We start from the raw sequence: 23,639 nt of genomic DNA on the forward strand, positions 1-23,639 counted from the left end.
ACGACCCGGGCGCGGACCACTCACGTGGTCGGCCGGTCAAGGCTTAGGGAAGCGGAGTGAGGCACAGAGTGAAGCGGCCTCCCCCTGAGGACTCGTCGTACTCGTCGAAGAGGCTGCGATCGCAACGCGCATCACTTCCCTCGTACCGCTCCGCGACCTTGAACTCAGCCTCGGCTGATCCGCAGTCGACGACCGTGACTTCGGCGCCGCGGGCGCTCACGCAATCTCCGACACTCGCCGTGCGGGCGCTGTCGTCCAGTTCCACACCGATCGCGATCGCACCGACCATGAGCAACGGCGCGACGATGCCCAGGGCTCCCGCACGCCGGATCACCGGCTTGCCGGCATCCAGCGGAGGCTGCACGCAGTTGATGGGAGGCGTCATCCGACCGAATCGCGTACGAGCGACAAGGTTGGAGAGCAGTGTGACCGGAGCGATGACGAGGGAGGCGATGCCCCACCAGCCCTGCCACAGCGTCTTGGCGGTCATCTCACGATGTACCGCGATACCGCAGACACGGCAGAACGGCCCCCGCACCTCCCGGAACCGCATGATGACCACAAAGCCCTGGTGCCCCCGGATCGTGGCCTCGACAGCGGGCGTCCCCCCGCAGAACCGGCAACACCGCGAGCTGGTTCCTGCGGGCCCTGGAAGCGGTACGGACGCGGGCTGAGCCGGTGGTGCCGAGTACGGATGGTGGTTCGGTGACGGTGTCGCCATGGTCCCCCCCTGGGAAATGATCTGTGGATGTCCTTGCGGCAGGCGAAGACTAGAGCAGTGAACCGACGCAGCCGTCGCCGGGGGCGCTCGGGGCCGGCCGACTGCCAGGAGGAGTCCGGGCAGCACTTGAACTTCGGCCGGTCTGCCCACATCGAGCTTCTTCAGCGTGGCCACCGCTCGGGTGATGGCCTTGATGCCCACGAGCCGCGGGACGCCATGTCGGAGGCTGCCTCTCCGCAGGCCCGTCAGCGTGCCGGAGGCGGTCCCGGCCGTAGGGCCCGGAACACCGCCCAGGCGACCGAGACGAAGGGCACCGCCACTACCGCGCCGATGACGCCTGCCACGGTGCCGCCCGCGAGGACGGACACGGCCACGACGAGCGGGTGGAGGCGGACCGCCCAGCTCATCACCAGGGGATGCAGGACGTGCCCTTCCAGCTGGCCGACGATCACGATGAGCGCCAGCACGACGAGGGCGATGACCGGGCCACGCCCGGCCAGTGCCACCACCGTGGCCACGCCGAGCGCTACCGGCGAGCCGACCAGCGGTACGAAGGCGGCGAAGAACTCCAGCAGCGCCAGCGGCAGGGCCAGCGGCACCTCGAGGACCAGCAGGGCGATCCCGACGAGTACGGCGTTGGTGGCGGCCACGATGATGATGCCCCGCGTGTACCCGGCGAAGGCCCGCCAGGCTGCCCGGCCCGCCCGGTCCCACGCCGGCCGGGCACGTCCGGGCACCACCTCGTCGCGCGACCAGCTCCACAGCCGTTCGCCAGAGTGCAGGAAGAAGACCGAGGCGAAGAGCGCGAGCGCGCCCGTCGTGACGAACTCGACGGCGCGGCTGATGCCGCTGACCGCACTGCTGAGAAGCCCCGCCCGATGGGCGGAGAGATAGTGGACGATCTGGTCCTGCAGGTCGGACAGTTTCTGCTGGCTCAGCCGGAACGGTGGCCGCTGCAGCCACACTTCGATGCGGTGCACACCGTTGCGGAATTCGTCCGCCAGCTTCGAGGACTCGTTGGCCACCGCGTCGCCCACAAGGGCGAACAACCCGAGCAGTACGACGATGCTGCCGACGAGCGCGAGGGCGACGGCGAGCGGCCGGGGCACGAACCGGCCGAGCAGGTCGGTGGCCGGGCGCAGCACCGCCGTGATGACCAGCGCCAGGAACAGGGCCACGGCGATGAGCTGGAATCGGCCCAGCACCGCGAAGAGGCCGTAGACGACGATGCCTACGAGGATCAGCCGCCAGGCGTGGGCGGCGGCGGAACGGAGCCAGGGCCCGGTGCTGTCGGCCGCGTCGGCCGCGCCGGTCGGGCGGCGCGGTGGGAGCCGTACGGAGCGCGCGGGGCGGCTGCCCAGCGCCGTGCGGCCGCCCGCACGGCCCCCGCGCCCCCCTCTGGCCGCCCCGCTACCCGATTCCGCCACCACGCCGTACGCCTCTTTCGTTCACCGCGAGACCGGTCACCCGCAGAGCACCGTATGCACGATCGGAGCGGAGAGCGGACTGCAACGCCGTGAGGGGCACCCGCTCGGTGGGCTCCTGCGGGTGGTGTCACACAGCGTGATCCTCACGGGGGCCGTGGCGGCGTCGCACCGCCGACACAGGCCGGGCCCCGTCCCGGGCGGCCGACCGGGTTCCGGGCTGCCCAGCAACGACTTCTCGCACCTCACAGACTGGGCACGATCATCCGCACGTGACTTACCTCCCCTGGCCTCTGGGGTGGTTCCGACCTCTGGGGTGGTTCCGACGTAAGGGGCCCGTATCGGGGTAGCCGACTGGACACGTGACTCTGCAGGAGTAAGGAAGACATGGACGGACGTTCGCTGCGCGCGGTGGGCTGGGCCCGCTCGTTGCCCCTCAACAGCCAGGTCAAGACGGCACGTGACTGGGCGCGGTCCCATCTGGACGAGCTGGGATGGACGAGCCGTCACCCCGACACGACCGACGACGTGCTGCTGGTCGTGTCGGAACTGGTCACCAATGCGCATGTGCACGGGCACAGCACCGCGCAGCTGGTGATGTCGTGGGACAGCCAGTCCCTGCACATCGCGGTGCACGACTCCTCGCCGGTGTTGCCGGCGCCCCGGGAGCCCGACGGGCTGCAACCCGGTGGGCGGGGCATCCTGCTCATGGAGGCGCTCGCCGACCGCTGGGAGGCTCGGCGCTGTCCGCACGGCAAGGCCGTCATCGCCTGCTTCCAACCGTCGGACTCGGACCGCTGAGGCTTCTTCGAAAGCGTCGGAAGACCACCGTCCCGCCCCCGCCTCGAACCAGGTGGTGCGGCCTCGGGGTCCGCGTCGCGTGGCGCGTCCCGGCGGCCGGCGTCAGGCAACGCTTTCGGCCCGACGCTTGGTGCTCGCCGCCTCCACTTCGACGTAGCGCCGTGTCTGCCGGCCCAGCAGGAGGCCGACGAGCGGGGCCGCCGGCCCGGTCTGGTCGATGCCCAGGGTCAGTGTGCTGTGGTCGCCCCGGGGCGTCACGGTGTGGCTGGCGGTCGTCGTCACCCCGCCGGATCGGGACTGCCAGGCGAACGACCGGCCGGGCGTCCATTCGGTGACCTTCCAGGTCAGCACCGGCATCCGTGGTTGCCTGATGCGCACCAGTGAACCCAGCCCGAGCTTCTCGTCTCCGAGCCGCTCCACGTGCCGCATCGTCGCGAGGAACTCGGGCCAGCGTTCCACGTCCGCGACGACCCTCCACAGCGTGTCCGGTGCGGCCTCGACATCCACGCGGGTCACCCAGTGCATCGCCGGAACACCTCCACGTCGAGCGGGACTTGGCCTTGCACACGCTACCGCTCGCCACGGCGTCGGGAGCGCCGGACGCCGAGACCTCTTCGTACGGTCCGCGCGGTCGGGCAGGGCGCAGGGCGCTCATGGAGGGGGCGAGAGGACCTCCAGGGCGCCGGTCTCGGTGTCGTAGCTGCGCAGCGTGGTGAGCCGGATCGACAGCGGGGGCGCCGGCAGCAGTGCGGGAATACGCCGGTCCGCGAAGGCGCCGGCTCGCCGGGTGCGGCCGAGAGTGATGTGCGGACTCCAACGCTCCGGGGCGTGAAAGGGGTTCAACGTCCCGGACCGGCTTTCCGAGACCACCGCTTCCCATACCCTGCGGTGCACGGCGGCCAGCTCCCGATCGAGGTCCAGCGCCCAGGCCAGCACCGAGGTGGGCCGCTCGAAGCGCACCACGCCGGTGACTCGCACCGGCAGCGGCAGCATGGCGGCCACTTCGGCGAGCTCCCAGCGGATCGGCGTGGTCAGCTCTGGGCAGGCGGCCAGGGTGAGATGAGGACTGTTGGTCGGTGAGCGGTGCCGAGCCTGACTGGGCAGCCCCGCGTCTGCGAGCCGCCGCCAGGCCTCCCGAACCGCTTGCTCCGCCACCTCGTCCAGCAGTACCTCGACCGTGCGCACGGCTGCACCCTACCGGCGCGTGGCCTTCGGTCCCGCGTCCGGCTGACCGTCAGATCGGCTGTCGGCGTGACGGGCCCATGGCCGCACGTGCCGCACGGGCGAGCTGGCACACTGCCGGCCGGCGGGCAGTTGGAGTACCTGTGTCCTGTCGACCAGCCGTGGGCCAGGAGCCACCGTCCACCACCCGGCGGCGCACGATCAGCGGTGCGAGCGGGTCGACGGCATCAAGTCGCCCTCGGCGGCGTGGGACCGGACGGTGCCCCACGCGCCTGCCGGGACAAGCACCCCGTCGCTACGGACGCGAGGTCAACGCCGTAGCGATGGCTCCTCGCGCTCCTGCGCCCGCGCGGCGACGGCCGTCAGATGACGCCCTGGGCGAGCATCGCGTCGGCGACCCGCTCGAAGCCCGCGATGTTCGCGCCGGTGACGTAGTCGCCCGGGGCGCCGTAGCGTGCGGCGGTCTCGTGGCAGGTGGTGTGGATGTCGTTCATGATGTGCGTCAGCTCCTCCTCCACCCGGGCCGGCGACCACGCCGTACGCGCGTGGTTCTGCGCCATCTCCAGCGCGCTCACGGCGACGCCGCCCGCGTTGGCGGCCTTGCCGGGGCCGAAAGCGACGCCCGCACGCTGGAAGAGGTGGACGGCCTCGGGCGTGGTGGGCATGTTGGCGCCTTCGGCGACCGCCTTCACACCGTTGCGTACGAGCGTCTCCGCGTCGTTCTCGTCCAGCTCGTTCTGGGTGGCGGACGGCAGCGCGACGTCGGCCGGCACCTCCCAGACGCGGCCTCCGGGCACGAACCGGGCGGAGGCCCCGCGCCGTTCGGCGTACTCGCTGATCCGCCCGCGTTCCACCTCCTTGACCTGCTTGAGCAGGTCGAGGTCGATGCCCTTGTCGTCGACGACGTACCCGGTGGAGTCCGAGCAGGTCAGCGGATGGGCACCGAGGGCGAGCAGCTTCTCGACGGTGTAGATGGCGACGTTGCCGGAGCCGGACACGACCGCCGTCTGGCCCGCCAGGTCCTCGCCGCGCTCGCGGAGCATGGCCGCCGCGAACAGCACACTGCCGTAGCCGGTGGCCTCGGGCCGGATCGCCGAGCCGCCCCAGCCGGCTCCCTTGCCGGTGAGGACACCAGCCTCCCAGCGGTTGGTGATGCGGCGGTATTGCCCGAACAGGTAGCCGATCTCGCGTCCGCCGACGCCGATGTCACCGGCCGGCACGTCGGTGTGCTCGCCGATGTGCCGGTACAGCTCCGTCATGAACGACTGGCAGAACCGCATGACTTCCGCGTCGCTGCGTCCGTGCGGGTCGAAGTCGCTGCCTCCCTTGCCGCCGCCGATGCCGAGACCGGTCAGCGCGTTCTTGAAGACCTGCTCGAAGCCGAGGAACTTGATGATGCCGAGGTTGACCGACGGGTGGAAGCGCAGACCGCCCTTGTACGGTCCGAGCGCGCTGTTGAACTCCACCCGGAAGCCTCGGTTGACGTGCACGCGGCCGTGGTCGTCCTGCCAGGGCACCCGGAAGATGACCTGGCGCTCCGGCTCGCACAGCCGCTCGATGAGGCCTGGCTCGGCGTACTCCGGCCGTGCCGCCAATACCGGCGCCAGGGTGTCGAGCACCTCGAGCACGGCTTGGTGGAACTCGGGCTGAGCAGGATTGCGCCGCTCGATCTCGACGCGCAGGGCGTCGAGCCGGGTCTTGCTGTCGTCTCGGGTCGTCACACGGTCCCTTTCTGGCACAGCTGCCACCGGTACGCGACCGGTGCTCGGCGCCCGGCGCCATTGCCGAGCGATGGACGGGCCGCCCCGGGACGTGTCCGCACAGCAGACTGACCTCCCGGTGACGGCCGGCCCCTCAGTGTTACCCGGCGGGAACTCCGAGACCAGCATGAGAGCACCAACCGTCCGAAGTCTGAGACTCCCTTCCTGGCGGCGCCAGCTCCGGCCGCGGCCTGCGGACTTCACCGCTCCGCACGCGTATGGCCAGGGTTACCCGGAAGTCCGCCCGCTGGGCGCCGAGTTCCCACCGCTGGCGACCGCGCCTGTCGCCACACAATCCGCCACAGCTTGCGCCGCCTGCGCGATGAACTGCGCAGGTAGTTCCTCCGACGTCCAGGGTGACCAGTCGTCCCACTTCCGTCCGGCGATCTCTTCCACTCGGGCGGCAGCCTGTGACGGTCTCACCCCGGGAAGTTGCAGCGCCGCCGTCGTCCAGCCGACCAGCTCGTTCACCTCCACGTACTCGTACCACTCCGCGTCGTCCCAGCCGAGTCTGTCGGCGTGGCGGGCCCATGCCCACCGCAGGGCCGCGGCAGTGGCACCGGCAGCCCGCTCTCGGGCAGTCCCTGACGTGGTTCGGGCGGCGTGATCGGCGTATTGGACCAGTTCCAGCGTCCTGCAGAGAGGGAACCTGGCGAAGAAGTCGAGATTCTCGGCGATGGTGTGACCTACGGCCCTGCCCCGGCCGTGATTCCTGGACGCCTCCAGCCACACGGCCAGTGAGGACGGCCATCCCCAGTTGCTCGGGGGATAGTGGGCGGCGGGTCGGATCACGGCGTCGAACCAGCCCTGGACGTACGCGTCAGACGCGGCGACGATCGCGTGCACGTCAGCGTCGGTCGCCGCCCTCTGCGGGTCCAAGTGGCCCCACAGCACCACAAGCGAGCGTTCCACAGCGATGCGCACAGCACGGTGTAGATCCTCCTGCCGGGAAGCCTGCGCCCACGGCAGAAGAGCGGGATAGCAGACAGTGAACGGATCTTGGTCGGTCACGGGAAAAGCCTAGGAGACGGCCGGGCCGTCATGGTCGGAGCCAGGTGACGAGAGCGGCTGCGGTGGCGGTGCGGCTCCCCGGCTTCGTTCCCGTTGGAACTGCCATCGCACGGCTCCGAAATCCAACTTGCCCCACGCCTAAACGGAATGTGAGCCAGAACATTCTCGTGCACAGAGCAACGCAAGATGAACATCAAGCCGCGGTTCCTGTTAAGCCTCTACGCTGCTCCCGTGCGCTACCTGACAGAGTCCTTCCCCCTCGGGGCCTTGAGACGGGGTCGTCCTGTCGAGCAGTTCCTTGGCCCGGCCGGCTCACCCGAACATCCCGGCATCCGCTACGTCGAGATCCGGCCGGCCAAGGTCGACTACGAGGTCTTCCTGCACACCCGGGAAGATGTCGGTCACGAAAACTTCACTGATCTGGTTGAGTTCCCTCCCCTTGATCCCGACGACGAGGAAGAGCAGTTCGGCCGCCTTCTCACGACAACCGACGACCCGCTCGTCGCCGTCTCAGCCGCTGAAGACATCACCGGAGCGGTGAGAGGGAGGTGGGTCAACGCCGGGGTCGTCCAGGACGAGTATCGCGACTACGTGATGGCCGGGCGGCCGGCAAACAGCTCACCGGATGGACATCCCTGGCCGGTGCCGCCGTCCAAGTCATGACGATCAGGGCGGTTGCCCGGTGCACGGGCGTGGAACTGGTGCCGGTCGCTCCAGGTTCTCTGCCTGAGAGTACGGTCGTCATCTGTGGGGGCATTGTGGGCTCGCCAGCTGGAAGGCGTGCCCGTCGTCAGTCTCGAGAATCCTTGACGAGTAACAACAGCGAAGTCGGCGTGGCTCCGTCAGCTACCAGGCGCATGCCCAGAAGGTGCCACGCGGTCGGGAGCTCTGCCAGAGGCCTCTCCGGCGGAGCTTCGCCGCATGGCTACGGCTTCCAGGTGCGCAGCATGGTTGCGATGTGTTCGGCCGTGGTGCGGGGGTTGTTCAACTTGTGGGCCAGCGCTGTGAGTTGCTCACGCGTGGGGTTGACCGAGATGTTGCCGGCTTCGAGGTACATGACGGCGACCGCGCAGGCGACGGTCAGGTTGGAGCGCTCCAGCCAGCGGCAGCGCCCCAGTGTGTGCACCAGAGCGGCAGCCCTTGCGTACGGGCCGTCGTAGATCGGGTGCTCCAGGAGTTCCGCGCGGTGGCGGGCAACGGCGGCTACGGGGACGCCGTAGTCGTCGACGCCGGGATCGCGCTGTCCTGCGCGTTCGGCTACCTCGAGGATCCAGGACTCGTCGATGTGGAGGATCACGCTGCCGCGCCCGGCTGAGGCTGCGCGTAGGGAGCGTCGAGCTGCCGCTCCAGGTCGTTGAGGAAGGCTCCGTGCTCCTCGATGAGCCGCTGGGCGGCGGCCATGCCGGCAGCGCGGACACCAGTGGTGTCCTCGACGATGAGTCGCTCGACATAGCGGTTGAAGTCGAGGCCGCGGGCGGCCGCGGCCTCCTTCCCGGCGGCGAGGATCTCGGGATCGACTCGGAGCTGCGTCTGCTTCCTGCCACTGGTCATGCATGCATGGTAGCAGGGTGGTAGCAGGTTGCGGGCGGCTGCTGCCCCCGTCGACGTGTCGCCCACCCTCGGAGGGTCGCCGTGGCACAGTGGCGATATGTGCGGCCGCTATGCCTCCACCCGCAGTCCGCAGGACCTGACCCGCCTCTTCGACGTCACCGACTGGCGCCCCGACGAGACGCTGGCACCGAGCTGGAACGTCGCCCCCACCGACGACGTCTACGCCGTCCTGGAACGCGCCCCGCGCAAGGACAGCACCGACGCACCGCCTGGCAGGCAGTTGCGGCCGCTGCGTTGGGGGCTCGTGCCGTCCTGGGCCAAGGACCCCAAGATCGGCTCCCGGCTGATCAACGCGCGGGTGGAGACGGTGCACGAGAAGCCCGCCTACCGCCGAGCCTTCGCCCGCCGCCGCTGCCTGCTGCCCGCCGACGGCTTCTACGAGTGGACCGCGATCAAGGACGCCGCCACCGGCAAGACCCGCAAGCAGCCGTACTTCATCCACCCCGCCGACGGACAGGTGCTGGCGCTCGCCGGCCTCTACGAGTACTGGCGCAACCCGGAGATCAAGAACGACGACGAGACCGCCGCCTGGCTCGTGACCTGCACCATCATCACCACCGAGGCCACCGACGCAGCCGGCCGTGTCCACCCCCGCATGCCCCTGGCCCTCACCCCCGACGACTACTCCGCGTGGCTCGACCCCCACCACGCCGACACCGAAGAACTACGCGCCCTGCTCACCCAGCCCGCGGACGGCAACCTGAACGCCCGCCCCGTCACTACGGCCGTGAACGACACGCGGAACAACGGCGCGCACTTGGTTGAAGAGATGCCTTAGGCATGAGCGTCAGGATGCGGAGACACGCCGAGCCGCACCTCTCCTCAGCGGCCCGTCGGCCCCGTTCGCGCCGCCCGTCGGCCCCCGTTACGCCGCGTGCTGTTCCGTGCGCTCATATGTGACTTCGCGCCCTCCGAGGAGCGCCCCTGCTTAGCAATGGGTCACGTGGGAAGTCGGAGGGGCACAGCCCTCCTGCGGAGACCGGTGGGACGGGCGGATTTCCGGGTGAGGCCAACAGCGTTCACCCGTCACGTTAGGAGTGCCGTGACCGTTCGCATCGGGGTGGAAGAGGAATTCCACATCGTCGAGGTGGAGTCGGGTCTGCTCGCACCGCAGGCCGACACCATGCTGAAGAGGCTCCCCGCAGACACCTTCACGACCGAGCTGCAGCAGGCGACCATCGAGTCGAACAGCGGTGTTCATGCGTCTCTTGACGGCCTCTACGACGATCTGATCAGTTCCAGACGCCGGCTCGATGCCGCGGCGAGCGCGCACGGGCTCGCCGTGGTGGCCGCCGGCACCGTGCCGCTGGCCCGCATACAGGACACCCGGCCGACCGCCGGAAGCCGCTACCGGCACATGGTCGACGAGTACCGCAAGATCGCCGACGAGCAGCTGATCTGCGGGACGCACATCCACGTCGACGTGCCCGACCGCGACCTCGCCGTGCGCCTGATGTGCGAGGTCTCCCCGTGGCTGCACGTCCTGCTGGCCCTGTCCGCCAGTTCTCCCTACTGGCTGGGGGCCGACACCGGCTACGCCAGCTGGCGCACCATGGTGTGGCAGCGCTGGCCGACCTCCGGCCCGCCCGGGTGCCATGCCGACGCCGCCGAGTACGACGCGGCCGTACAGGACCTGATCGACTCCGGTGTCATCAGCGACGCCGGAATGATCTACCACGACATCCGGCCCTCCGACCACCAGCAGACCCTCGAACTGCGCATCTGCGACGCCTGCCCCCGACCGGAGACGGTCGTGCTCATCGCCGGGCTGTACCGCGCCCTGGTGAGCGAGGCCCGCGAGCGGCTGGAGCGGCCCGGCGCGCCCGCCTGCCCGGGCCGGCACGCATGGTTGCGTGCCGCTTCCTGGCGAGCCGCCCGGTCGGGCCTGGAGGGGGCCCTGCTCGACCCCGAGACCCGGCACGAGGCACCCGCGGCCCAGGTCGTACGGCGCCTGCTGGAACGCGTGCGGCCCGCGCTCGAAGCCGCCGGAGACTGGCCCGCGGTCCGGGACCTCGCGCAGCGGGCCCTGGCGACCGGCAGCGCCGCCCACCGCATGCGCCGCGCCGCCGACGAGGACGACCTGCTGGCCTGCACCGATCTGGCGATCGCGGAGACCCGGGGCGATGACCGCCCTCGCCGACGGCCCGCCGCTCCCGCCCGGCGCCTCGGCTCCGCAGGGCGGCCGGTCGCCCACCCCTCCGCAGCCACCGTGGCCAGGAGCGCCGGTCGCTGAACACCGGCCACGCCGGCCACGTCCGTACCCGACTCTTGTCACGACGAAGGAGACGCACCACCGTGTCGATCAGTCCCGGCCACATACCGGCGGGCCGCCCGCCCCACCCCTCACCGTCACGCGCCCTGCGCGACCGGCACGGGCAGGAGGGAGGTGGTTCCCGATGTGCGGCCTGAGCGGAGAGATGCGCTTCGACGGTACGCGTCCCGACCTGGCGGCCGTCGAGCGGATGAACGACCGGCTCGCCGCCCGCGGACCCGACGGGGAGGGGGTGTGGTCGCGGGGCGCCGTCGCGCTGGGACACCGCCGCCTGAAGATCATCGACCTCTCCGAGCGCGGTGCGCAGCCCCTGACCGACACCGAGCAGCAGATCACCGGTGTCTTCAACGGGTGCATCTACAACTACCAGGAGCTGCGCGAGGAGCTGAGGGCCCTCGGGCACCGGTTCCGGTCCACCTCCGACACCGAGGTGGTCCTCGCGGCGTACCGGCAGTGGGGTACGTCCTGCGTCGACCACTTCCACGGCATGTTCGCCTTCGCCCTGGTCGAGCACCGCACCGGCCGGCTGATCCTGGGCCGCGACCGGCTCGGCATCAAGCCCATGTACCTGGCGCGGACTCCGGGGCGGCTGCGCTTCGCCTCCTCGCTGCCCGCGCTGCTCGCCGCCGGCGACGTGGACACCTCGCTCGACCCGGCCGCCGTACACCAGTACTTCAGCTGGCATGCGACCGTCGCCGCTCCCCGGACCGTGCTGGCAGGGGTGCGCAAGCTTCCCCCGGCCACCGTGCGGGTCGTGGATCCGGACGGCAACTACCGGGACCACTCCTACTGGCAGCCGTCGTACACACGCCGTCCCGAGCACGCGGGCATGCGCCCGGCCGAGTGGCGGGACGCGGTGCTGGACGCTCTGCGCACGGCCGTACGGCGGCGGATGGTCGCCGACGTCCCGGTGGGCGTCCTGCTGTCCGGGGGACTGGATTCCAGCCTGATCGTGGCCCTGCTGGCCGACGAGGGGCAGCGCGACCTCGCGACGTTCAGCGTGGGCTTCGAGGCGGAAGGCGGCGACGAGGGGGACGAGTTCCGTTACTCGGACCTCGTCGCCAGGGAGTTCGCCACCGATCACCAGCAGCTGGTGGTTCCCTCGCAGCGCGTCTCGGCGGCCCTGGACGCGGCGGTCGCGGCGATGAGCGAGCCCATGATGAGCCATGACGTCGTCGCCTTCCATCTGCTGTCCGAGCAGGTGTCGAAGAACGTCAAGGTCGTCCAGAGCGGGCAGGGCGCCGACGAGGTCTTCGCCGGCTACCGCTGGTACCCCGAGCTGGCGGCCGCGGCCCGCGAGGAGGAGCCGGACCGGTACGCCGAGGTGTACTTCGACCGGTCGCACGCCGACCTCGCCGCGATGCTGCAGCCCGACATGCTGCCGGCGGAGGACGTCTCCGGCCGGTTCGTACGGGAGCACATGGCGGTGCCGGGGGCCGAGACGGCACTCGACGCCGCCCTGCGCCTCGACACCCATGTCATGCTGGTGGACGACCCGGTCAAGCGGGTCGACAACATGACGATGGACTGGGGCCTGGAGGCCCGTGTGCCGTTCCTGGACCACGAGCTGGTGGAGCTGGCGGCAGCGTGCCCGCCGGAGCTGAAGCTGGCCGACGGCGGCAAGGGCGTCCTGAAGGAGGCCGGCCGCAAGCTGCTGCCCAGCGAGGTGGTCGACCGTCCCAAGGGCTACTTCCCGGTCCCGGCGATCACGCACATGGCCGGGCCCGTACTGGACAGGGTGCGGGAGGCGCTGGGCGCGCCCGAGGCGAAGCGGCGCGGCCTCTTCCGGGACTCCTACGTGAGCGAACTCCTGGCGGCCCCCGACCGACACCGCACCAAGCGCGGAGCGAACGCACTGTGGCAAGTGGCTTTGCTGGAGATATGGCTGCAGACGCACGGAATCTGACCGACGAGTCCCTCGCCCTACGGCCACCCGACGCCGGCGAGTCCCTGGCGGCAGGGCCGTCCGGCACCGGCGAGTCCCCCGCGGTACGGCCCTCGGACGCGGTACGGCCCTCGGACGCCGACAGGGCTGGTGCCGGTGCCGGGCGGCCTTCCGCCGCCCACCTGAACCGGGCCGCCCCCGCGCCCCCGTCGGCACCGGACGGCCGTACCGCCGCCTTCGCCGCGCCCGCCCGCGTCCCGCTGCCGAACGCCTCCGGGCCGCGCGAGGCGACGACGCGGCTCGTCGCGCACGGCTGCTGGTACCCCTCGGCCGACCCGGCCGGCACACATGTCGCCTTCATCTGTGACCGGGGCGGCGTGCCGCAGCTCTGGACGGGCCCCGTGGACGGTGACGCCGTGCGGCTGCTCGACGACGGCCCGGATCCCGTGACCGAGGTGTCCTGGTCGCCGGACGGCCGCTGGATCGCCTACACCACGGCCCCCGGCGGCGGTGAGCACACACGGGTGCTGTGCGTCCGGCCCGACGGCAGCGACCGGCACATCCTCGCCGGAGCCGAGCCGGGCAGCTCCGCGCACCTGGGCTGCTGGGCGCACGACGGGTCGGCGGTCGCGGTCACCGTCGCGGTCCCCACCGCCGTACCCGGCCCGGACGCCACGGCGGAGGGCGGTGCGCCCGGCCCGGCCGACGCCCTCCTGCCGGCCCCCTGGCACGGCCGTACGGGCGACACGCAGCTCCTCGGCCCGGCGCCCCACACGGAACCCGGGCCCGGACGGCCCTCCCCCCTCCTCACCGTGGAGACGGCTGCGCTCGGCGCACCGGGCGGCAAGGATGCCCCGGCCGCCGGATTCGGCGACGGACTGTCGGCGTACCTCGTCGACCCCGAGGGTCTCGCCGCCCCCGTCCTGCTCGCCGTCGAGAAGGACGCGGCGACGCTCCGCGTCTGCGACCTCAGCCGGGACGGCGCGCTCGCGCTGCTGCGCCGGGGACCTCGCGGCCGACGTGAAGCCGTCGTCCTGCGCACCGCCGACCACGTCACGACGTGCGTGATGCCGGTGGCCGACGGCGACCCGTGGATCGGCGGCTTCTCACCCCGCGCGGACACGTTGTGGCTGCGCAGCAATGCCCACCGGGAGTTCGCGGTCCTGCTCGCCGCGGAACTCGCCCCGGAAGGACATCCGCTGAGCTGGTCGGTCGCCGCCGCGCGGGAGAGCAGCGACCTGGAACTGCTGCGGTGCGCCCGCGACGGCAGTTCCGCCGTGCTCGCCTGGAACATCCGGGGCATGAGCGAGGTGGAGATCCTGGACACGAGCGCGGGCGGGCGGCCGGGGGGAGACTCCGGCGCGTTCGCACGGCCGCAGGCAGAGGCCGGTGGGTCCGGACGGCTGACGGCAGAGGCCGGTGCGTCCGGACATCGGACGGCAGACGCCGGTGGCTCCGCTCGGCCGTGGGCAGACGCCGGTGCGTCGTCCTGGCGGGACCAGGACGCGTCCGCCCGGTCCGGCGCGGATGCGGGCCCGTCCCGGTCCGGGGCGGATGCGGCCCCGTCCCGGTCCGTGTCCCTGCCGCACGAGGTCGTCACCCGCATCACGGACGCCGGCCCGCGGATGCTGCTGGCGCTGTCCGGGTCCCGCCGTCGCCCCGGCATCTGGTGGCTGCCCGGCGGTGCGACCCCGGTGCGCACGCCCTGGTCGTCACGGGACGAGGACGCCGTTCCCCCGGGCCGCCCGCCCGTGCGACCGGTCCCCCTCAGCCCCACCGCCCGGGACGGGCTGTCCCTGAACGGCTGGTACTACCGTGCGCCGGGCCGCGCTCCCGGCGAACCGGCCCCCTGTGTCATCCATCTGCACGGCGGCCCCGAGGAACAGGAACGCCCCGTCCTCAACCCGCTGTACCACGAGATCCTCGGGCGCGGAGTGGACGTCTTCGCACCGGATGTCCGCGGGTCCTCGGGATACGGCCGGTCGTTCGTCGACGCGGACCTGGGCCGGGGACGGTTCGCCGCGATCGACGACGTGGCGGACTGCGCCGCCCACGCCGTCCTGGCCGGTCTGGCCGATCCCGCCCGGCTGGCGGTGATGGGGCGTTCGTACGGCGGCTATCTCACCTTCGCCTCCCTGGTGTGGCACCCGGAGCTCTTCCGCACCGGGGTGGCGGTGTGCGGCATGTCGGACCTGACGACGTTCTTCGAGGGCACCGAACCCTGGATCGCCCAGTCGGCGGCCCACAAGTACGGCCACCCCGAACGCGACCGTGAACTGCTGCGGGAGCTGTCACCGATGAGCCGCGTCGACGCGCTGCGCGCACCGGTGCTCGCTGTGCACGGGGAACACGACAACAACGTTCCCCCGGGCGAGTCGGAGCAGTTCGTACGGGCGGCACGCGAACGCGGGGTGACGGCCGAACTGCTCACCCTGCTCGACGAAGGACACGAGTTCCTCCGCGCCGACAACCGCCGGCTCTTCCGTCGCACCGCCGCCGACTGGCTGCAACGGCATCTGCGCAGCTGACCTCCGGGACGCGGGGGCGACACCCACGAGGTCCGCAGCGTACGCATGCGCGAGGAACCCGCCGGGGCGACCCCCGAGGCCGTGCCCTGCCCCCGCCCTGACCGCCGTGCCGGACGACGAACGCGCCCTTCAGGCGCCCAGTTTGTCGACGGCGTCCTGCAAGGCGGCCGCCAGGTGCGGGGCATCCGCCTCGGCGGGTGACCGCGTGCCAAGGCGTTCCATCAGCTCGGCGTGTGACATCACCACCGCTGCCCCGCGGTAGCGCTCGCTGCTCAGGGCGGTCTGGTCGACCACGTGGGCACTGCCTTCCACGAGGACGAGAACGGTGTCGTCCGACGGGGCCTCCAGCAGCTCCCTGACCAGTGACTCGTCGATCTTCATACGGCCTCTCCTTCGGCGCCACGGCCTGCGAAACCCCCGCCCGGCCACCGGTGGCGAGGCGCAGGGCGTCGACGGAGTACCCCCCGGTCGCCGTTCGAGTCCGCCGCACACGCCCTCACGCGGACGCAGACCCGGCCATTGGCCACCACGGGTCGACATGTCAGCGTGGCCTGTGTGTCCGTGCCCCACAGTCGCTCGCCGGTTTCGCATGGCGTCGGGCCTCTCCTCGACGACGCAGCGTGACCAAAACCTCGCGGGCGGGTTGCACACGGCGGTCCCGCCCCACTCCGGCAATACTGTCGGAACAGAAGGAGATGCCCGTGTCGCCCGCTGCAGCTCATGAGTCCGCAGACGTGATCATCGTAGGCGCCGGTCCCGCCGGATCAACCGCCGCCTACCACCTGGCCACGGCCGGTCGCAGCGTCCTGCTCCTGGAGAAATCGGCGTTCCCCCGGGACAAGATCTGCGGCGACGGGCTGACACCTCGCGCCGTGAGAGAGCTGAGCGCGATGGGGGTCGGCCTCGAGGGCGACGGGTGGGTGCGCACCGCCGGTCTGCGCGTTCACGGGCTCGGGGACACCGTGGAGATGCCCTGGCCCACGGTGGCCTCCTACCCCTCCTTCGGACTCGTCCGCACCCGCGAGGACTTCGACCAGCTCCTGGCCCGGCACGCGGTGGCGGCCGGGGCCCGCCTGCTGGAGGGGACCAAGGTCACCGCACCCGTGCTTGACGCGACCGGTCGTGTGACCGGGGTGGTCGCCGAGCACGGCGGCGTCAGCCGCACCTACCGGGCGCCGGTGGTCGTCGCCGCTGACGGTGCCTCCAGCCGCCTGGCCGTGGCACTCGGCCTGCACCAGCGCATCGACCGGCCCATGGGTGTGGCCCTGCGCCGCTACTACACCGCCGCGCGCCGCAACGACTCCCACCTGGAGATCTGGCTCGACCTCACGGCACGCGACCGGACCGGACGCACCTACATGCCGTTCGGTTACGCCTGGATCTTCCCCGTGGGCGGCAACACCTTCAACGTCGGGCTCGGCACCTTCCACGTGGGGCACAAACCGAAGGTCGACCACCGGCGCATGCTGGAGGAGTGGACCCAGCGCCTGCCCGCGGCGTGGCACTTCGACGAGGCGCACGCCGCCGGACCGGTCCGTGGCGCTCCCCTGCCGGCCGGTTTCAACCGGGACCCGCAGTACACGCGGGGCGTGCTGCTGACGGGCGACGCCGGCGGGATGATCAATCCGCTCAGCGGTGAGGGCATCGACTACGCCATGGAATCCGGCCGTCTCAGCGCCGACACCGTCACCCGCGCACTCGCACGGCCCACCCCCGCCCAGCGCGAGCAGGTCCTCCAGTCCTACCCCCACCTCGTCCGCAGCTCCTACGGCAGCTACTTCACCCTCGGGCGGCTCATCGTGCAGGCCCTGAACCACCCCACGATCATGAAGGCCGTCGCCACCCACAGCATGCGTCACCCCGCGCTGCGCGCCCTCATGTTCAAGCTGTGGACGAATCTCGCCGACCCGCACAGCAAGGACACGCTCGACCGGGTGATCACCACACTGCAACGCCTGACACCGCCGGCCTGAACACACCGCCGGCCCTGCACCGCCGGTGCGACGCCGGCGCGTTGACCGCCGTACGGCGGTTTGCGGAGTCGCTGTGGCTGCCGGTCACTCGGCGGGCCGTGCCGCCCAGGCGACGAGCAGGAGGAACAGGCCGCAGCTGGTGACCACGAACCACCCGGGACGGGAGGCCTCCGCCAGGTGAGCGGGACCGGTTCCCGTCGCGAGGCCGCCGGCGACGGCGATGCCGAGGGCGGAGCCGAGCTGGCGTGCGGTGGAGGTGACGGCTCCGGCCACTCCGGCCCGGCTGCGCGGCAGGCCGCTCACCGCGGTGTTGGTCAGGGGGGCGTTGGCGAATCCGAAGCCGATGCCGATGAGGAGGTAGGCCGACAGCAGCAGCATGACGGGGGTGTGCCGGTCCAGGCTCAGCAGGCACAGGCCGCCCGCCGTGAGGAAGACGCCGGCGGCGGTGAGCGGCGGGCGCGGGCCGACGCGGCCGGCGAGCGCGCCGGACCACGGGGCGCAGACGATCGCTCCGAGGGCCATGGGCAGGGTCACGGCTCCCGCGTGCAGGGGTGTCCAGCCGCGCCCGTGCTGCAGGTACAGGGTGTTGAGCAGGAGGGTCACGTTCAGGGCGACGAACACGGCCACCGCGCCCAGAACCGCGCCGGCGAAGGCCGGGCGGCGGAAGAGAGCGAGGTCCATCAGCGGTTCCGGCCGCCGCGATTCGACCCGTACGAAGGCGAGCACGGCCGCTGCCGCGACGGCGTACCCGGCGAGGGCCGTGGGCGAGAGCCTGCCGATGTGCGGGCCCTCGATGAGCAGCCCGACCACGACGGCGACGAGCAGGGCCAGCAGCGCCTGACCGGGCAGGTCCAGTCGGCGCGGCCGGCCCGCGGCACGGGACTCGGGTACGAACAGGGCGGTGAGCAGCAAAGCGGCTGCGATGACCGGCGCGTTGATCCAGAACACCGAGCGCCAGCCGAGCGCGCAGACGAGCGCCCCGCCGGTGACCGGTCCGACGGCCATGCTCAGGCCGAAGACCGCGGCCCACACGCCGATCGCCCGGGCGCGCTCGCGCGGGTCCGGCATGGCGCTCACGACGATGGCGAGGGCCACCGGGCTGAGCATCGAGGCTCCGACACCCTGGACGGCGCGGGCGGCGACGAGCACTCCCACCGAGGGAGCGGCGGCGCACAGCAGCGAGGCGGCGCCGAAGACCAGCAGCCCCGAGCGGAAGACACGGCGGCGGCCCAGCCGGTCCGCCAGCGCTCCGGAGGAGATCAGCAGGGCAGCCAGGACGATGGTGTAGGCGTCGACCGTCCATTCCAGGCCCCGGGGTCCGATGCCCAGCCCGTCACCGACGGCGGGCAGCGCCACGTTGACGATCGTGGTGTCCAGCCCGACCAGGAACATGCTCAGACAGCACACCCCCAGCACCACCCAGCGTCTTCGCAGGCTGAGCGGGGGCGGCACGGACAGGGACGGCTCGGTGACGGTCATGGCTCGGCCTCTCGGCGAGGGGACAGATGCCTGCCATGCTGCGTCCGGCCCCGGCCCGGCTCCCGGAGTTCTTGCCGGAACAGCAAAGAACCGTAGCCACCCGGCAAGTTGGCGACAGGCAGGACACCGGACGAACCGCGGAGCGGGGCCTGCGTCAGCCGTGCCGTCGTGGCGTGTGGCGGCCCGATGGCGGGCCTGTCCGCGGTCGCGCGCTGTACGGTTCAACGGTCGTTACCACCGAACCGCGCGACATGGGAGGTCCGCCGGCGTGGTCGAACTGAGGCTGGGGCCGCTGCTGCGGTACACCGACAGCTCCTGCGCGACGGTGTGGGCGGAGACGAGCCGTCCGTGCGTCGCCCAGGTGCGCTGCTCGAACGGCGCGGGCGGCACGGCGCCGACCTTCCAGGTCGCCGGCCACCACTACGCGCTGGTCACGGTCACGGGTCTGGAGCCGGGAACGGCACCGTCGTACGAGGTGCTCCTGGACGACACCCCGGTGTGGCCGCTGCCCGACACGCCCTTCCCGCCCTCCGTCATCCGGGTGCCCGGTGCCGGCGACACCGTCCGGGTCACCTTCGGCTCCTGCCGCTGGGCCGCTCCTCCGGCCGACGGCAAGGATCCCGTGGGCGCCGACGCCTTGGACTCCCTCGCGCAACGCCTGGCGGCCGACCCGCACGCCGAGCGCCCCGACGTGCTGCTCCTGCTCGGGGACCAGGTGTACGCCGACGAGACCAGCGAGGCGACGCGGCGCTGGCTGGCCCGGCGCCGGGATCTGCGGGAGCCGCCCGGCAGCCAGGTGGCGGACTACGAGGAGTACTGCCGCCTCTACCACGAATCGTGGCTGGATCCGGAGGTCCGCTGGCTGCTGTCCACCGTGCCCAGCTTCATGATCTTCGACGACCACGACATCGTCGACGACTGGAACACCTCCGCCGCCTGGCTCGCCGACATGCGCGCCACGCACTGGTGGCAGGAACGGCTGCTGAGCGGTCTGATGTCGTACTGGGTGCATCAGCACCTGGGCAACCTCTCCCCCACCGAACTGGCCGCCGACCCGACCTACGCCGCCGTGCGTGCCACCCCGGACGGCACGGACGCGGTCCGGGCCCTGGCCACGCAGGCCGACACCGATCCGGCCTCCGTGCGCTTCAGCTACGTGCGCGACTTCGGCCGGATCCGGCTGGCGATGGTGGACTCGCGCGCGGCGCGGGTGCTCCGGGAGGACCGCCGCGCCATGCTCGACCCGGGCACGGCCGACTGGCTGCGCGAACAGGTGCTGGCCGACGCCGGCGGGTACGACCACCTGCTGATCGGCACCTCACTGCCCTGGCTGCTGCCCCCTCTCGTCCACGACCTGGAGGCCTGGGACGCCGCCCTGTGCGCCGGTGAACGCGGACCGCGCTGGGCCCGCTTCGGCGAACGCCTGCGCCGCGGGGCCGACTTGGAGCACTGGGCCGCCTTCCCCCGCTCGTTCGACGGTCTCGCCGATCTGATCGCCGAGGTGGGCTCCGGATCCGACGCGCCCGCCACGGTGTGCGTGCTGTCGGGCGACGTGCACCACGGCTACCTCGCGCAGGCCTCCTGGCGGCGCGGCGGGCCCGGCCTCCCCGTCGTCCAGCTCACCTGCTCCCCGGTGCACAACTCCGTCCCCCTGTCGATGCGCGTCGGCTTCCGCCTCGGGTGGAGCGCACCGGCGCGTCTCGTGGGCCGCGCCTTCGCGCGCCACGGCCGCTGTGCCCGCCCACCCGTGAGGTGGCGCAAGAAGGGCGGCCCCTGGTTCGGCAACCAGCTCATGACCCTGACGATGCGGGGACGCTCGGCCCGACTGCGGCTGGAGCGCACCGGGAGGGACGCGACTCTGCGGACGGTGATCGTCCGCACGCTGGCCTCCGGCTGAAGCGGAGCACCGGCCGGTCGACGAGACCGGCAGGCGCTGTCCTCTCCCGCCCGCCCCGGGCGCGGCGCTGTCCTCTCCCGCCCGCCTCGGCAGGCCGTGCCCTCTCCCGCCCGCCCCTCTCCCCCGTCGCCGCACGGTCCACCGCCCGGTCACGGCAGCCCGCTGTCGAGGCCGGTCGGACGCGACCCCACCTCCTGCTGACACTGCAACGCTTCCCCTGTCCGGCCCAATGACGGTGCGCCGGAGGGGCGGGCCGGCGTCGCGGGTGTGACCGTGGGGAGGAAGCGCCGACCGCGAGTGCGAGGAGCGAGCGTGGTGAACGGATCCGGCGAGGGCTGTACGCCGCTGAGTGCCGTGGCGGACGCCGTGCTGTACGAGGGGTACCTGCTGTACCCGTACCGCCGGTCCTCGGCGAAGAACAGGGTCCGCTGGCAGTTCGGCGTACTGCTGCCCCGGAACTGGGTGGAGCGGGACGGCCCGGTCACGCCGGGACTCTCCGGCTCCGCCGACTCCTGGTACCAGCAGACCGAGTGCCTGGTCCGGGCGCGGCGCGAGGACGCCGGCGTACGGGTGCGGGTGCGGTACCTGCAGCTCCAGCACAAGCAGGTGGAGGCGGCCGACGGCGACGGAAGGTACCGCCCGGTCGAGTCGCTGCGGACGGCGGACGGCGTCACGCACCTGTCCTTCGAGGAAGCGGTGCCCCGCGAGACGGAGCTGGCGCTCACCCTGGAGGAGCTCGCGCACGGCGGCCGGACCGTCGCGGTGCGGGCGCCGGCCGGTGAGGAGTACGAGCCGTTGCCCGCCGGAGCGGGGCGGACGGTGCGGCGGCGCAGGGAGGTACGGGCCGAAGCGACCATCGTGGCCGAGCCCCTGGCCCCGCGCCTGTACCGGTTGCGTGTGCGCACCGAGAACACCGACCGGGCGCCGGATCCGGCGGCCCCGCGCGGTGCGGTGCTGGGGCAGGCGCTGCTCGCCACGCACACCCTCCTCTTCGGCGACGGCGTCGAGTTCGTGTCGCTGATCGATCCGCCGGCCGCTCTCGCGGACGAGGTGCGCCGCTGCCGCAACGCCTTCACGTTCCCGGTGCTCGGCGGGGCGCCGCAGCAGTCCGGCGGCGCGGACGGGGCCACCGGCACGTCCTCGCCCGATCGGCCCGGCGCCGAGGACGGCGCCACCGGCGCGTCCCTGCTCTCCGCGCCGATCATCCTGCCGGACCATCCGCAGGTGGCGCCGGAGAGTCCCGGCGATCTGCACGACGCGGCGGAGATCGACGAGATCCTCACGCTGCGCACGATGCTGCTGACCGACGAGGAGAAGGCCGAGGCGCGGGCCACCGATCCGCGCGCCGCCCGGATCGTCGACCGGGTGGACACCATGCCTCAGGAGGTCTTCGCCCGGCTGCACGGCACCATCCGCTCCCTGACCCCGGCCGGGGCCTCGGCCGAGGAACCCGCTTCGGCCCGGCCGGCCTGGTGGCAGGAGGGCGGCGACGACGGTCTCTTCCCCACGACGGACACCGTGCTGGTGGACGGGGTGCCCGTGGGCGGCGGCAGCCGGGTGCGGCTGCGTCCGCGCGTCCGGGGCGCCGACGCCCAGGACATGTTCCTGGCCGGGCGGTCCGCGCGGGTGTCCGCGCTCTTCCACGACGTGGATCGCAGCATCCACCTGGCGGTCACCGTGGACGACGACCCGGCCGCCGAACTGCACGGCTGGTACGGCCGGTTCCACTACTTCCGCCCCGACGAGGTCGAACCGCTCGCCGCCGACGACGCAGCGGACCAGGGCGGCCCGGACGGGCCGGGGTCCCCGCGGGCCGCGCACCCGGCCGACCACCCCGAGACACGGCGGTCCGATGCCCACGCCTGAGGGCGCGGGCCGGCCCCGGCCGGCCGCCGCCCCGGCGAACTTCCCGCACCGACCCTCGCGGCCCCGTCGGCCGCGGCCTGAACGGTTTTCGAGATCCGGCTGCAACGGAGGCCAGAGATGACCACACAGAGCGGTACCACCGAAGTCGGCGGCGAGCCCGCCAGGGCCGAGGCCAGGGAGGGGTTCGACGAGATCACCATCCTGTGGATCTCGGAGGGCATGAGCTGCGACGGCGACACGGTGTCGCTGACCGCCGCGGGCCAGCCGTCCATCGAGGACGTGGTGCTCGGGCTCATCCCGGGGCTGCCGAAGGTGAACCTCGTCAACAAGGTGCTCTCGCCGAGCCTGGGCGGCGAGGACTTCCTCGCCCCCTACCGGGCGGCGGCGCGCGGTGACCTGGAGCCGTTCATCCTCGTCATCGAGGGCTCCATCCCGAACCAGAACATCATCGAGGGCGACGGCTACTGGACGTCGTTCGGCAACGACCCGGAGACGGGCGAGCCGCAGACGCTCAACGAGTGGATCGACCAGCTGGCGCCCCGGGCCTGGGCGGTGGTCGCGGCCGGTACCTGCGCGACGTTCGGCGGTATCCACGCCATGGCGGGCAACCCGACGGGCTGCATGGGACTCGCGGACTACCTGGGATGGGAGTTCAAGGCCCGCTCGGGGCTGCCGGTGGTCAACGTGCCCGGCTGCCCGATCCAGCCGGAGAACTTCATGGAGACCCTGATCTGGGTGCTCCAGCACGCGGCCGGTGCCGCTCCCCCGCCGCCGCTGGACCACATGCTGCGTCCGCAGTGGCTGTTCGGCAAGACCGTGCACGAGGGCTGCGACCGGGCCGCCTACTACGAGCAGGGTGACTTCGCGAGGGACTACAACTCCCCCAAGTGCCAGGTGAAGGTGGGCTGCTGGGGCCCGGTCGTCAACTGCAACGTGCCCAAGCGGGGCTGGATGGCCGGCATCGGCGGCTGCCCGAACGTCGGCGGCATCTGCATCGGCTGCACGATGCCGAGCTTCCCGGACGCCTTCATGCCGTTCATGGACGAACCCCCGGGCGGCACGCTGTCGTCGATGGTGATCAAGCCGTACGGGGCGGTCGTCCGGCGGCTGCGCGGCCTGACCAACGACCTGGTGAACCACGAGCCCAAGTGGCGTCACAACAAGCGCAAGCTGACCAGCGGTTACGACCCGTACTGGCGTGCCTGACGCCGTCCGTCCCCGTCCCGCCA

The 23,639-nt window shown here is 72.0% G+C and carries 20 protein-coding genes; 10 read left to right on the forward strand and 10 right to left on the reverse strand.

All coding sequences use genetic code 11. The annotated features are described in order from the left end of the window. Positions 1-43: 43 nt before the first annotated feature. On the reverse strand, positions 44-490 hold the full coding sequence (locus ACF1AL_RS34045) for a hypothetical protein (protein ID WP_391699023.1): 447 nt from the start codon (positions 488-490) through the stop codon (positions 44-46). 476 nt (positions 491-966) lie between these two features. After that, the gene (locus ACF1AL_RS34050) at positions 967-2,151 is read right to left on the reverse strand and encodes an AI-2E family transporter (protein ID WP_391828543.1); all 1,185 of its coding nucleotides are present in this window, start codon (positions 2,149-2,151) and stop codon (positions 967-969) included. 381 nt (positions 2,152-2,532) lie between these two features. On the opposite strand from ACF1AL_RS34050, the gene ACF1AL_RS34055 reads away from it, so the two are divergent. After that, entirely contained in the window at positions 2,533-2,946 is a 414-nt protein-coding gene (locus ACF1AL_RS34055; RefSeq protein WP_391777866.1) for an ATP-binding protein, read from the forward strand. Positions 2,947-3,048: 102 nt separating this feature from the next. On the opposite strand, the gene ACF1AL_RS34060 is transcribed toward ACF1AL_RS34055, so the two are convergent. The 4 genes from ACF1AL_RS34060 to ACF1AL_RS34075 all read right to left on the reverse strand — a co-directional run bounded on the left by ACF1AL_RS34060 (position 3,049) and on the right by ACF1AL_RS34075 (position 6,899). Further along, a complete protein-coding gene (locus tag ACF1AL_RS34060; protein WP_391777865.1) occupies positions 3,049-3,471 on the reverse strand; it encodes an SRPBCC family protein in 423 nt (140 codons plus the stop codon). A gap of 126 nt (positions 3,472-3,597) precedes the next feature. Next, positions 3,598-4,131 (reverse strand): 2'-5' RNA ligase family protein, encoded by a 534-nt coding sequence (locus tag ACF1AL_RS34065; RefSeq protein ID WP_391777864.1) that lies wholly within the window; start codon positions 4,129-4,131, stop codon positions 3,598-3,600. A gap of 359 nt (positions 4,132-4,490) precedes the next feature. After that, positions 4,491-5,849, reverse strand: coding sequence for an NADP-specific glutamate dehydrogenase (gene gdhA, locus ACF1AL_RS34070; protein WP_391777863.1), 1,359 nt, complete (start codon positions 5,847-5,849; stop codon positions 4,491-4,493). A gap of 267 nt (positions 5,850-6,116) precedes the next feature. Continuing rightward, the gene (locus ACF1AL_RS34075) at positions 6,117-6,899 is read right to left on the reverse strand and encodes a hypothetical protein (RefSeq protein ID WP_391777862.1); all 783 of its coding nucleotides are present in this window, start codon (positions 6,897-6,899) and stop codon (positions 6,117-6,119) included. Between the two features lie 186 nt (positions 6,900-7,085). Between ACF1AL_RS34075 and ACF1AL_RS34080 the strand changes: the two genes are divergently transcribed. Next, positions 7,086-7,562 (forward strand): hypothetical protein, encoded by a 477-nt coding sequence (locus ACF1AL_RS34080; protein ID WP_391777861.1) that lies wholly within the window; start codon positions 7,086-7,088, stop codon positions 7,560-7,562. 262 nt (positions 7,563-7,824) lie between these two features. Here ACF1AL_RS34080 and ACF1AL_RS34085 read toward each other — a convergent pair whose 3' ends face one another. Both ACF1AL_RS34085 and ACF1AL_RS34090 read right to left on the reverse strand, forming a co-directional pair. Then, positions 7,825-8,196, reverse strand: coding sequence for a fic family toxin-antitoxin system, toxin component (locus tag ACF1AL_RS34085; RefSeq protein WP_391777860.1), 372 nt, complete (start codon positions 8,194-8,196; stop codon positions 7,825-7,827). Continuing rightward, entirely contained in the window at positions 8,193-8,450 is a 258-nt protein-coding gene (locus tag ACF1AL_RS34090) for a hypothetical protein (protein WP_391777859.1), read from the reverse strand. Before ACF1AL_RS34090 ends, ACF1AL_RS34085 begins: the two co-directional genes overlap by 4 nt. Before the next feature lie 97 nt (positions 8,451-8,547). Here ACF1AL_RS34090 and ACF1AL_RS34095 point away from each other — a divergent pair, with 97 nt between their 5' ends. The 4 genes from ACF1AL_RS34095 (at position 8,548) to ACF1AL_RS34110 (ending at position 15,195) form a co-directional block, all read left to right on the forward strand. After that, a complete protein-coding gene (locus tag ACF1AL_RS34095; protein WP_391777858.1) occupies positions 8,548-9,288 on the forward strand; it encodes an SOS response-associated peptidase in 741 nt (246 codons plus the stop codon). Between the two features lie 264 nt (positions 9,289-9,552). Further along, complete coding sequence (locus ACF1AL_RS34100; RefSeq protein ID WP_391777857.1) at positions 9,553-10,743, forward strand: glutamate--cysteine ligase; 1,191 nt, start codon at positions 9,553-9,555, stop codon at positions 10,741-10,743. 163 nt (positions 10,744-10,906) lie between these two features. Beyond that, positions 10,907-12,688 carry an N-acetylglutaminylglutamine amidotransferase gene (locus tag ACF1AL_RS34105; protein WP_391777856.1) on the forward strand — a complete coding sequence of 594 codons (1,782 nt, stop codon included), beginning with the start codon at positions 10,907-10,909 and terminating at the stop codon, positions 12,686-12,688. Further along, positions 12,664-15,195 (forward strand): S9 family peptidase, encoded by a 2,532-nt coding sequence (locus ACF1AL_RS34110; protein ID WP_391777855.1) that lies wholly within the window; start codon positions 12,664-12,666, stop codon positions 15,193-15,195. The genes ACF1AL_RS34105 and ACF1AL_RS34110 overlap by 25 nt, the downstream gene beginning before the upstream one ends. Before the next feature lie 129 nt (positions 15,196-15,324). Here ACF1AL_RS34110 and ACF1AL_RS34115 read toward each other — a convergent pair whose 3' ends face one another. Continuing rightward, complete coding sequence (locus ACF1AL_RS34115) at positions 15,325-15,576, reverse strand: hypothetical protein (RefSeq protein ID WP_391698999.1); 252 nt, start codon at positions 15,574-15,576, stop codon at positions 15,325-15,327. A gap of 314 nt (positions 15,577-15,890) precedes the next feature. Between ACF1AL_RS34115 and ACF1AL_RS34120 the strand changes: the two genes are divergently transcribed. Continuing rightward, positions 15,891-17,168, forward strand: a complete 1,278-nt coding sequence (locus ACF1AL_RS34120; RefSeq protein ID WP_391698997.1) for a geranylgeranyl reductase family protein — start codon at positions 15,891-15,893, stop codon at positions 17,166-17,168. An 84-nt stretch (positions 17,169-17,252) separates the two neighbouring features. Here the strand turns inward: ACF1AL_RS34120 and ACF1AL_RS34125 are convergent, their stop codons facing one another. Continuing rightward, the gene (locus ACF1AL_RS34125) at positions 17,253-18,647 is read right to left on the reverse strand and encodes an MFS transporter (protein ID WP_391777854.1); all 1,395 of its coding nucleotides are present in this window, start codon (positions 18,645-18,647) and stop codon (positions 17,253-17,255) included. A gap of 268 nt (positions 18,648-18,915) precedes the next feature. Here ACF1AL_RS34125 and ACF1AL_RS34130 point away from each other — a divergent pair, with 268 nt between their 5' ends. The 3 genes from ACF1AL_RS34130 (at position 18,916) to ACF1AL_RS34140 (ending at position 23,616) form a co-directional block, all read left to right on the forward strand. Continuing rightward, the gene (locus ACF1AL_RS34130) at positions 18,916-20,544 is read left to right on the forward strand and encodes an alkaline phosphatase D family protein (protein ID WP_391777853.1); all 1,629 of its coding nucleotides are present in this window, start codon (positions 18,916-18,918) and stop codon (positions 20,542-20,544) included. 312 nt (positions 20,545-20,856) lie between these two features. Further along, complete coding sequence (locus tag ACF1AL_RS34135) at positions 20,857-22,410, forward strand: hypothetical protein (protein ID WP_391777852.1); 1,554 nt, start codon at positions 20,857-20,859, stop codon at positions 22,408-22,410. A gap of 117 nt (positions 22,411-22,527) precedes the next feature. Further along, complete coding sequence (locus ACF1AL_RS34140) at positions 22,528-23,616, forward strand: hydrogenase expression protein HypE (RefSeq protein WP_366839534.1); 1,089 nt, start codon at positions 22,528-22,530, stop codon at positions 23,614-23,616. The last annotated feature ends 23 nt before the right edge of the window (positions 23,617-23,639 follow it).

Origin of the sequence: Streptomyces sp. NPDC014801 (genome assembly GCF_043082085.1) — a bacterium.
Classification (GTDB): Bacteria; Actinomycetota; Actinomycetes; order Streptomycetales; family Streptomycetaceae; genus Streptomyces.

What these genes read in the sequence shown, in the direction of transcription:
- ACF1AL_RS34115 (WP_391698999.1), bottom strand. Translation starts at nt 15,576, where the DNA reads ATGAAGATCGACGAGTCACTGGTCAGGGAGCTGCTGGAGGCCCCGTCG.
- ACF1AL_RS34105 (WP_391777856.1), top strand. Translation starts at nt 10,907, where the DNA reads ATGTGCGGCCTGAGCGGAGAGATGCGCTTCGACGGTACGCGTCCCGAC.
- ACF1AL_RS34090 (WP_391777859.1), bottom strand. Translation starts at nt 8,450, where the DNA reads ATGACCAGTGGCAGGAAGCAGACGCAGCTCCGAGTCGATCCCGAGATC.
- ACF1AL_RS34080 (WP_391777861.1), top strand. Translation starts at nt 7,086, where the DNA reads ATGAACATCAAGCCGCGGTTCCTGTTAAGCCTCTACGCTGCTCCCGTG.
- ACF1AL_RS34055 (WP_391777866.1), top strand. Translation starts at nt 2,533, where the DNA reads ATGGACGGACGTTCGCTGCGCGCGGTGGGCTGGGCCCGCTCGTTGCCC.
- ACF1AL_RS34045 (WP_391699023.1), bottom strand. Translation starts at nt 490, where the DNA reads ATGACCGCCAAGACGCTGTGGCAGGGCTGGTGGGGCATCGCCTCCCTC.
- ACF1AL_RS34060 (WP_391777865.1), bottom strand. Translation starts at nt 3,471, where the DNA reads ATGCACTGGGTGACCCGCGTGGATGTCGAGGCCGCACCGGACACGCTG.
- ACF1AL_RS34120 (WP_391698997.1), top strand. Translation starts at nt 15,891, where the DNA reads ATGCCCGTGTCGCCCGCTGCAGCTCATGAGTCCGCAGACGTGATCATC.
- ACF1AL_RS34140 (WP_366839534.1), top strand. Translation starts at nt 22,528, where the DNA reads ATGACCACACAGAGCGGTACCACCGAAGTCGGCGGCGAGCCCGCCAGG.
- ACF1AL_RS34125 (WP_391777854.1), bottom strand. Translation starts at nt 18,647, where the DNA reads ATGACCGTCACCGAGCCGTCCCTGTCCGTGCCGCCCCCGCTCAGCCTG.
- ACF1AL_RS34110 (WP_391777855.1), top strand. Translation starts at nt 12,664, where the DNA reads ATGGCTGCAGACGCACGGAATCTGACCGACGAGTCCCTCGCCCTACGG.
- ACF1AL_RS34095 (WP_391777858.1), top strand. Translation starts at nt 8,548, where the DNA reads ATGTGCGGCCGCTATGCCTCCACCCGCAGTCCGCAGGACCTGACCCGC.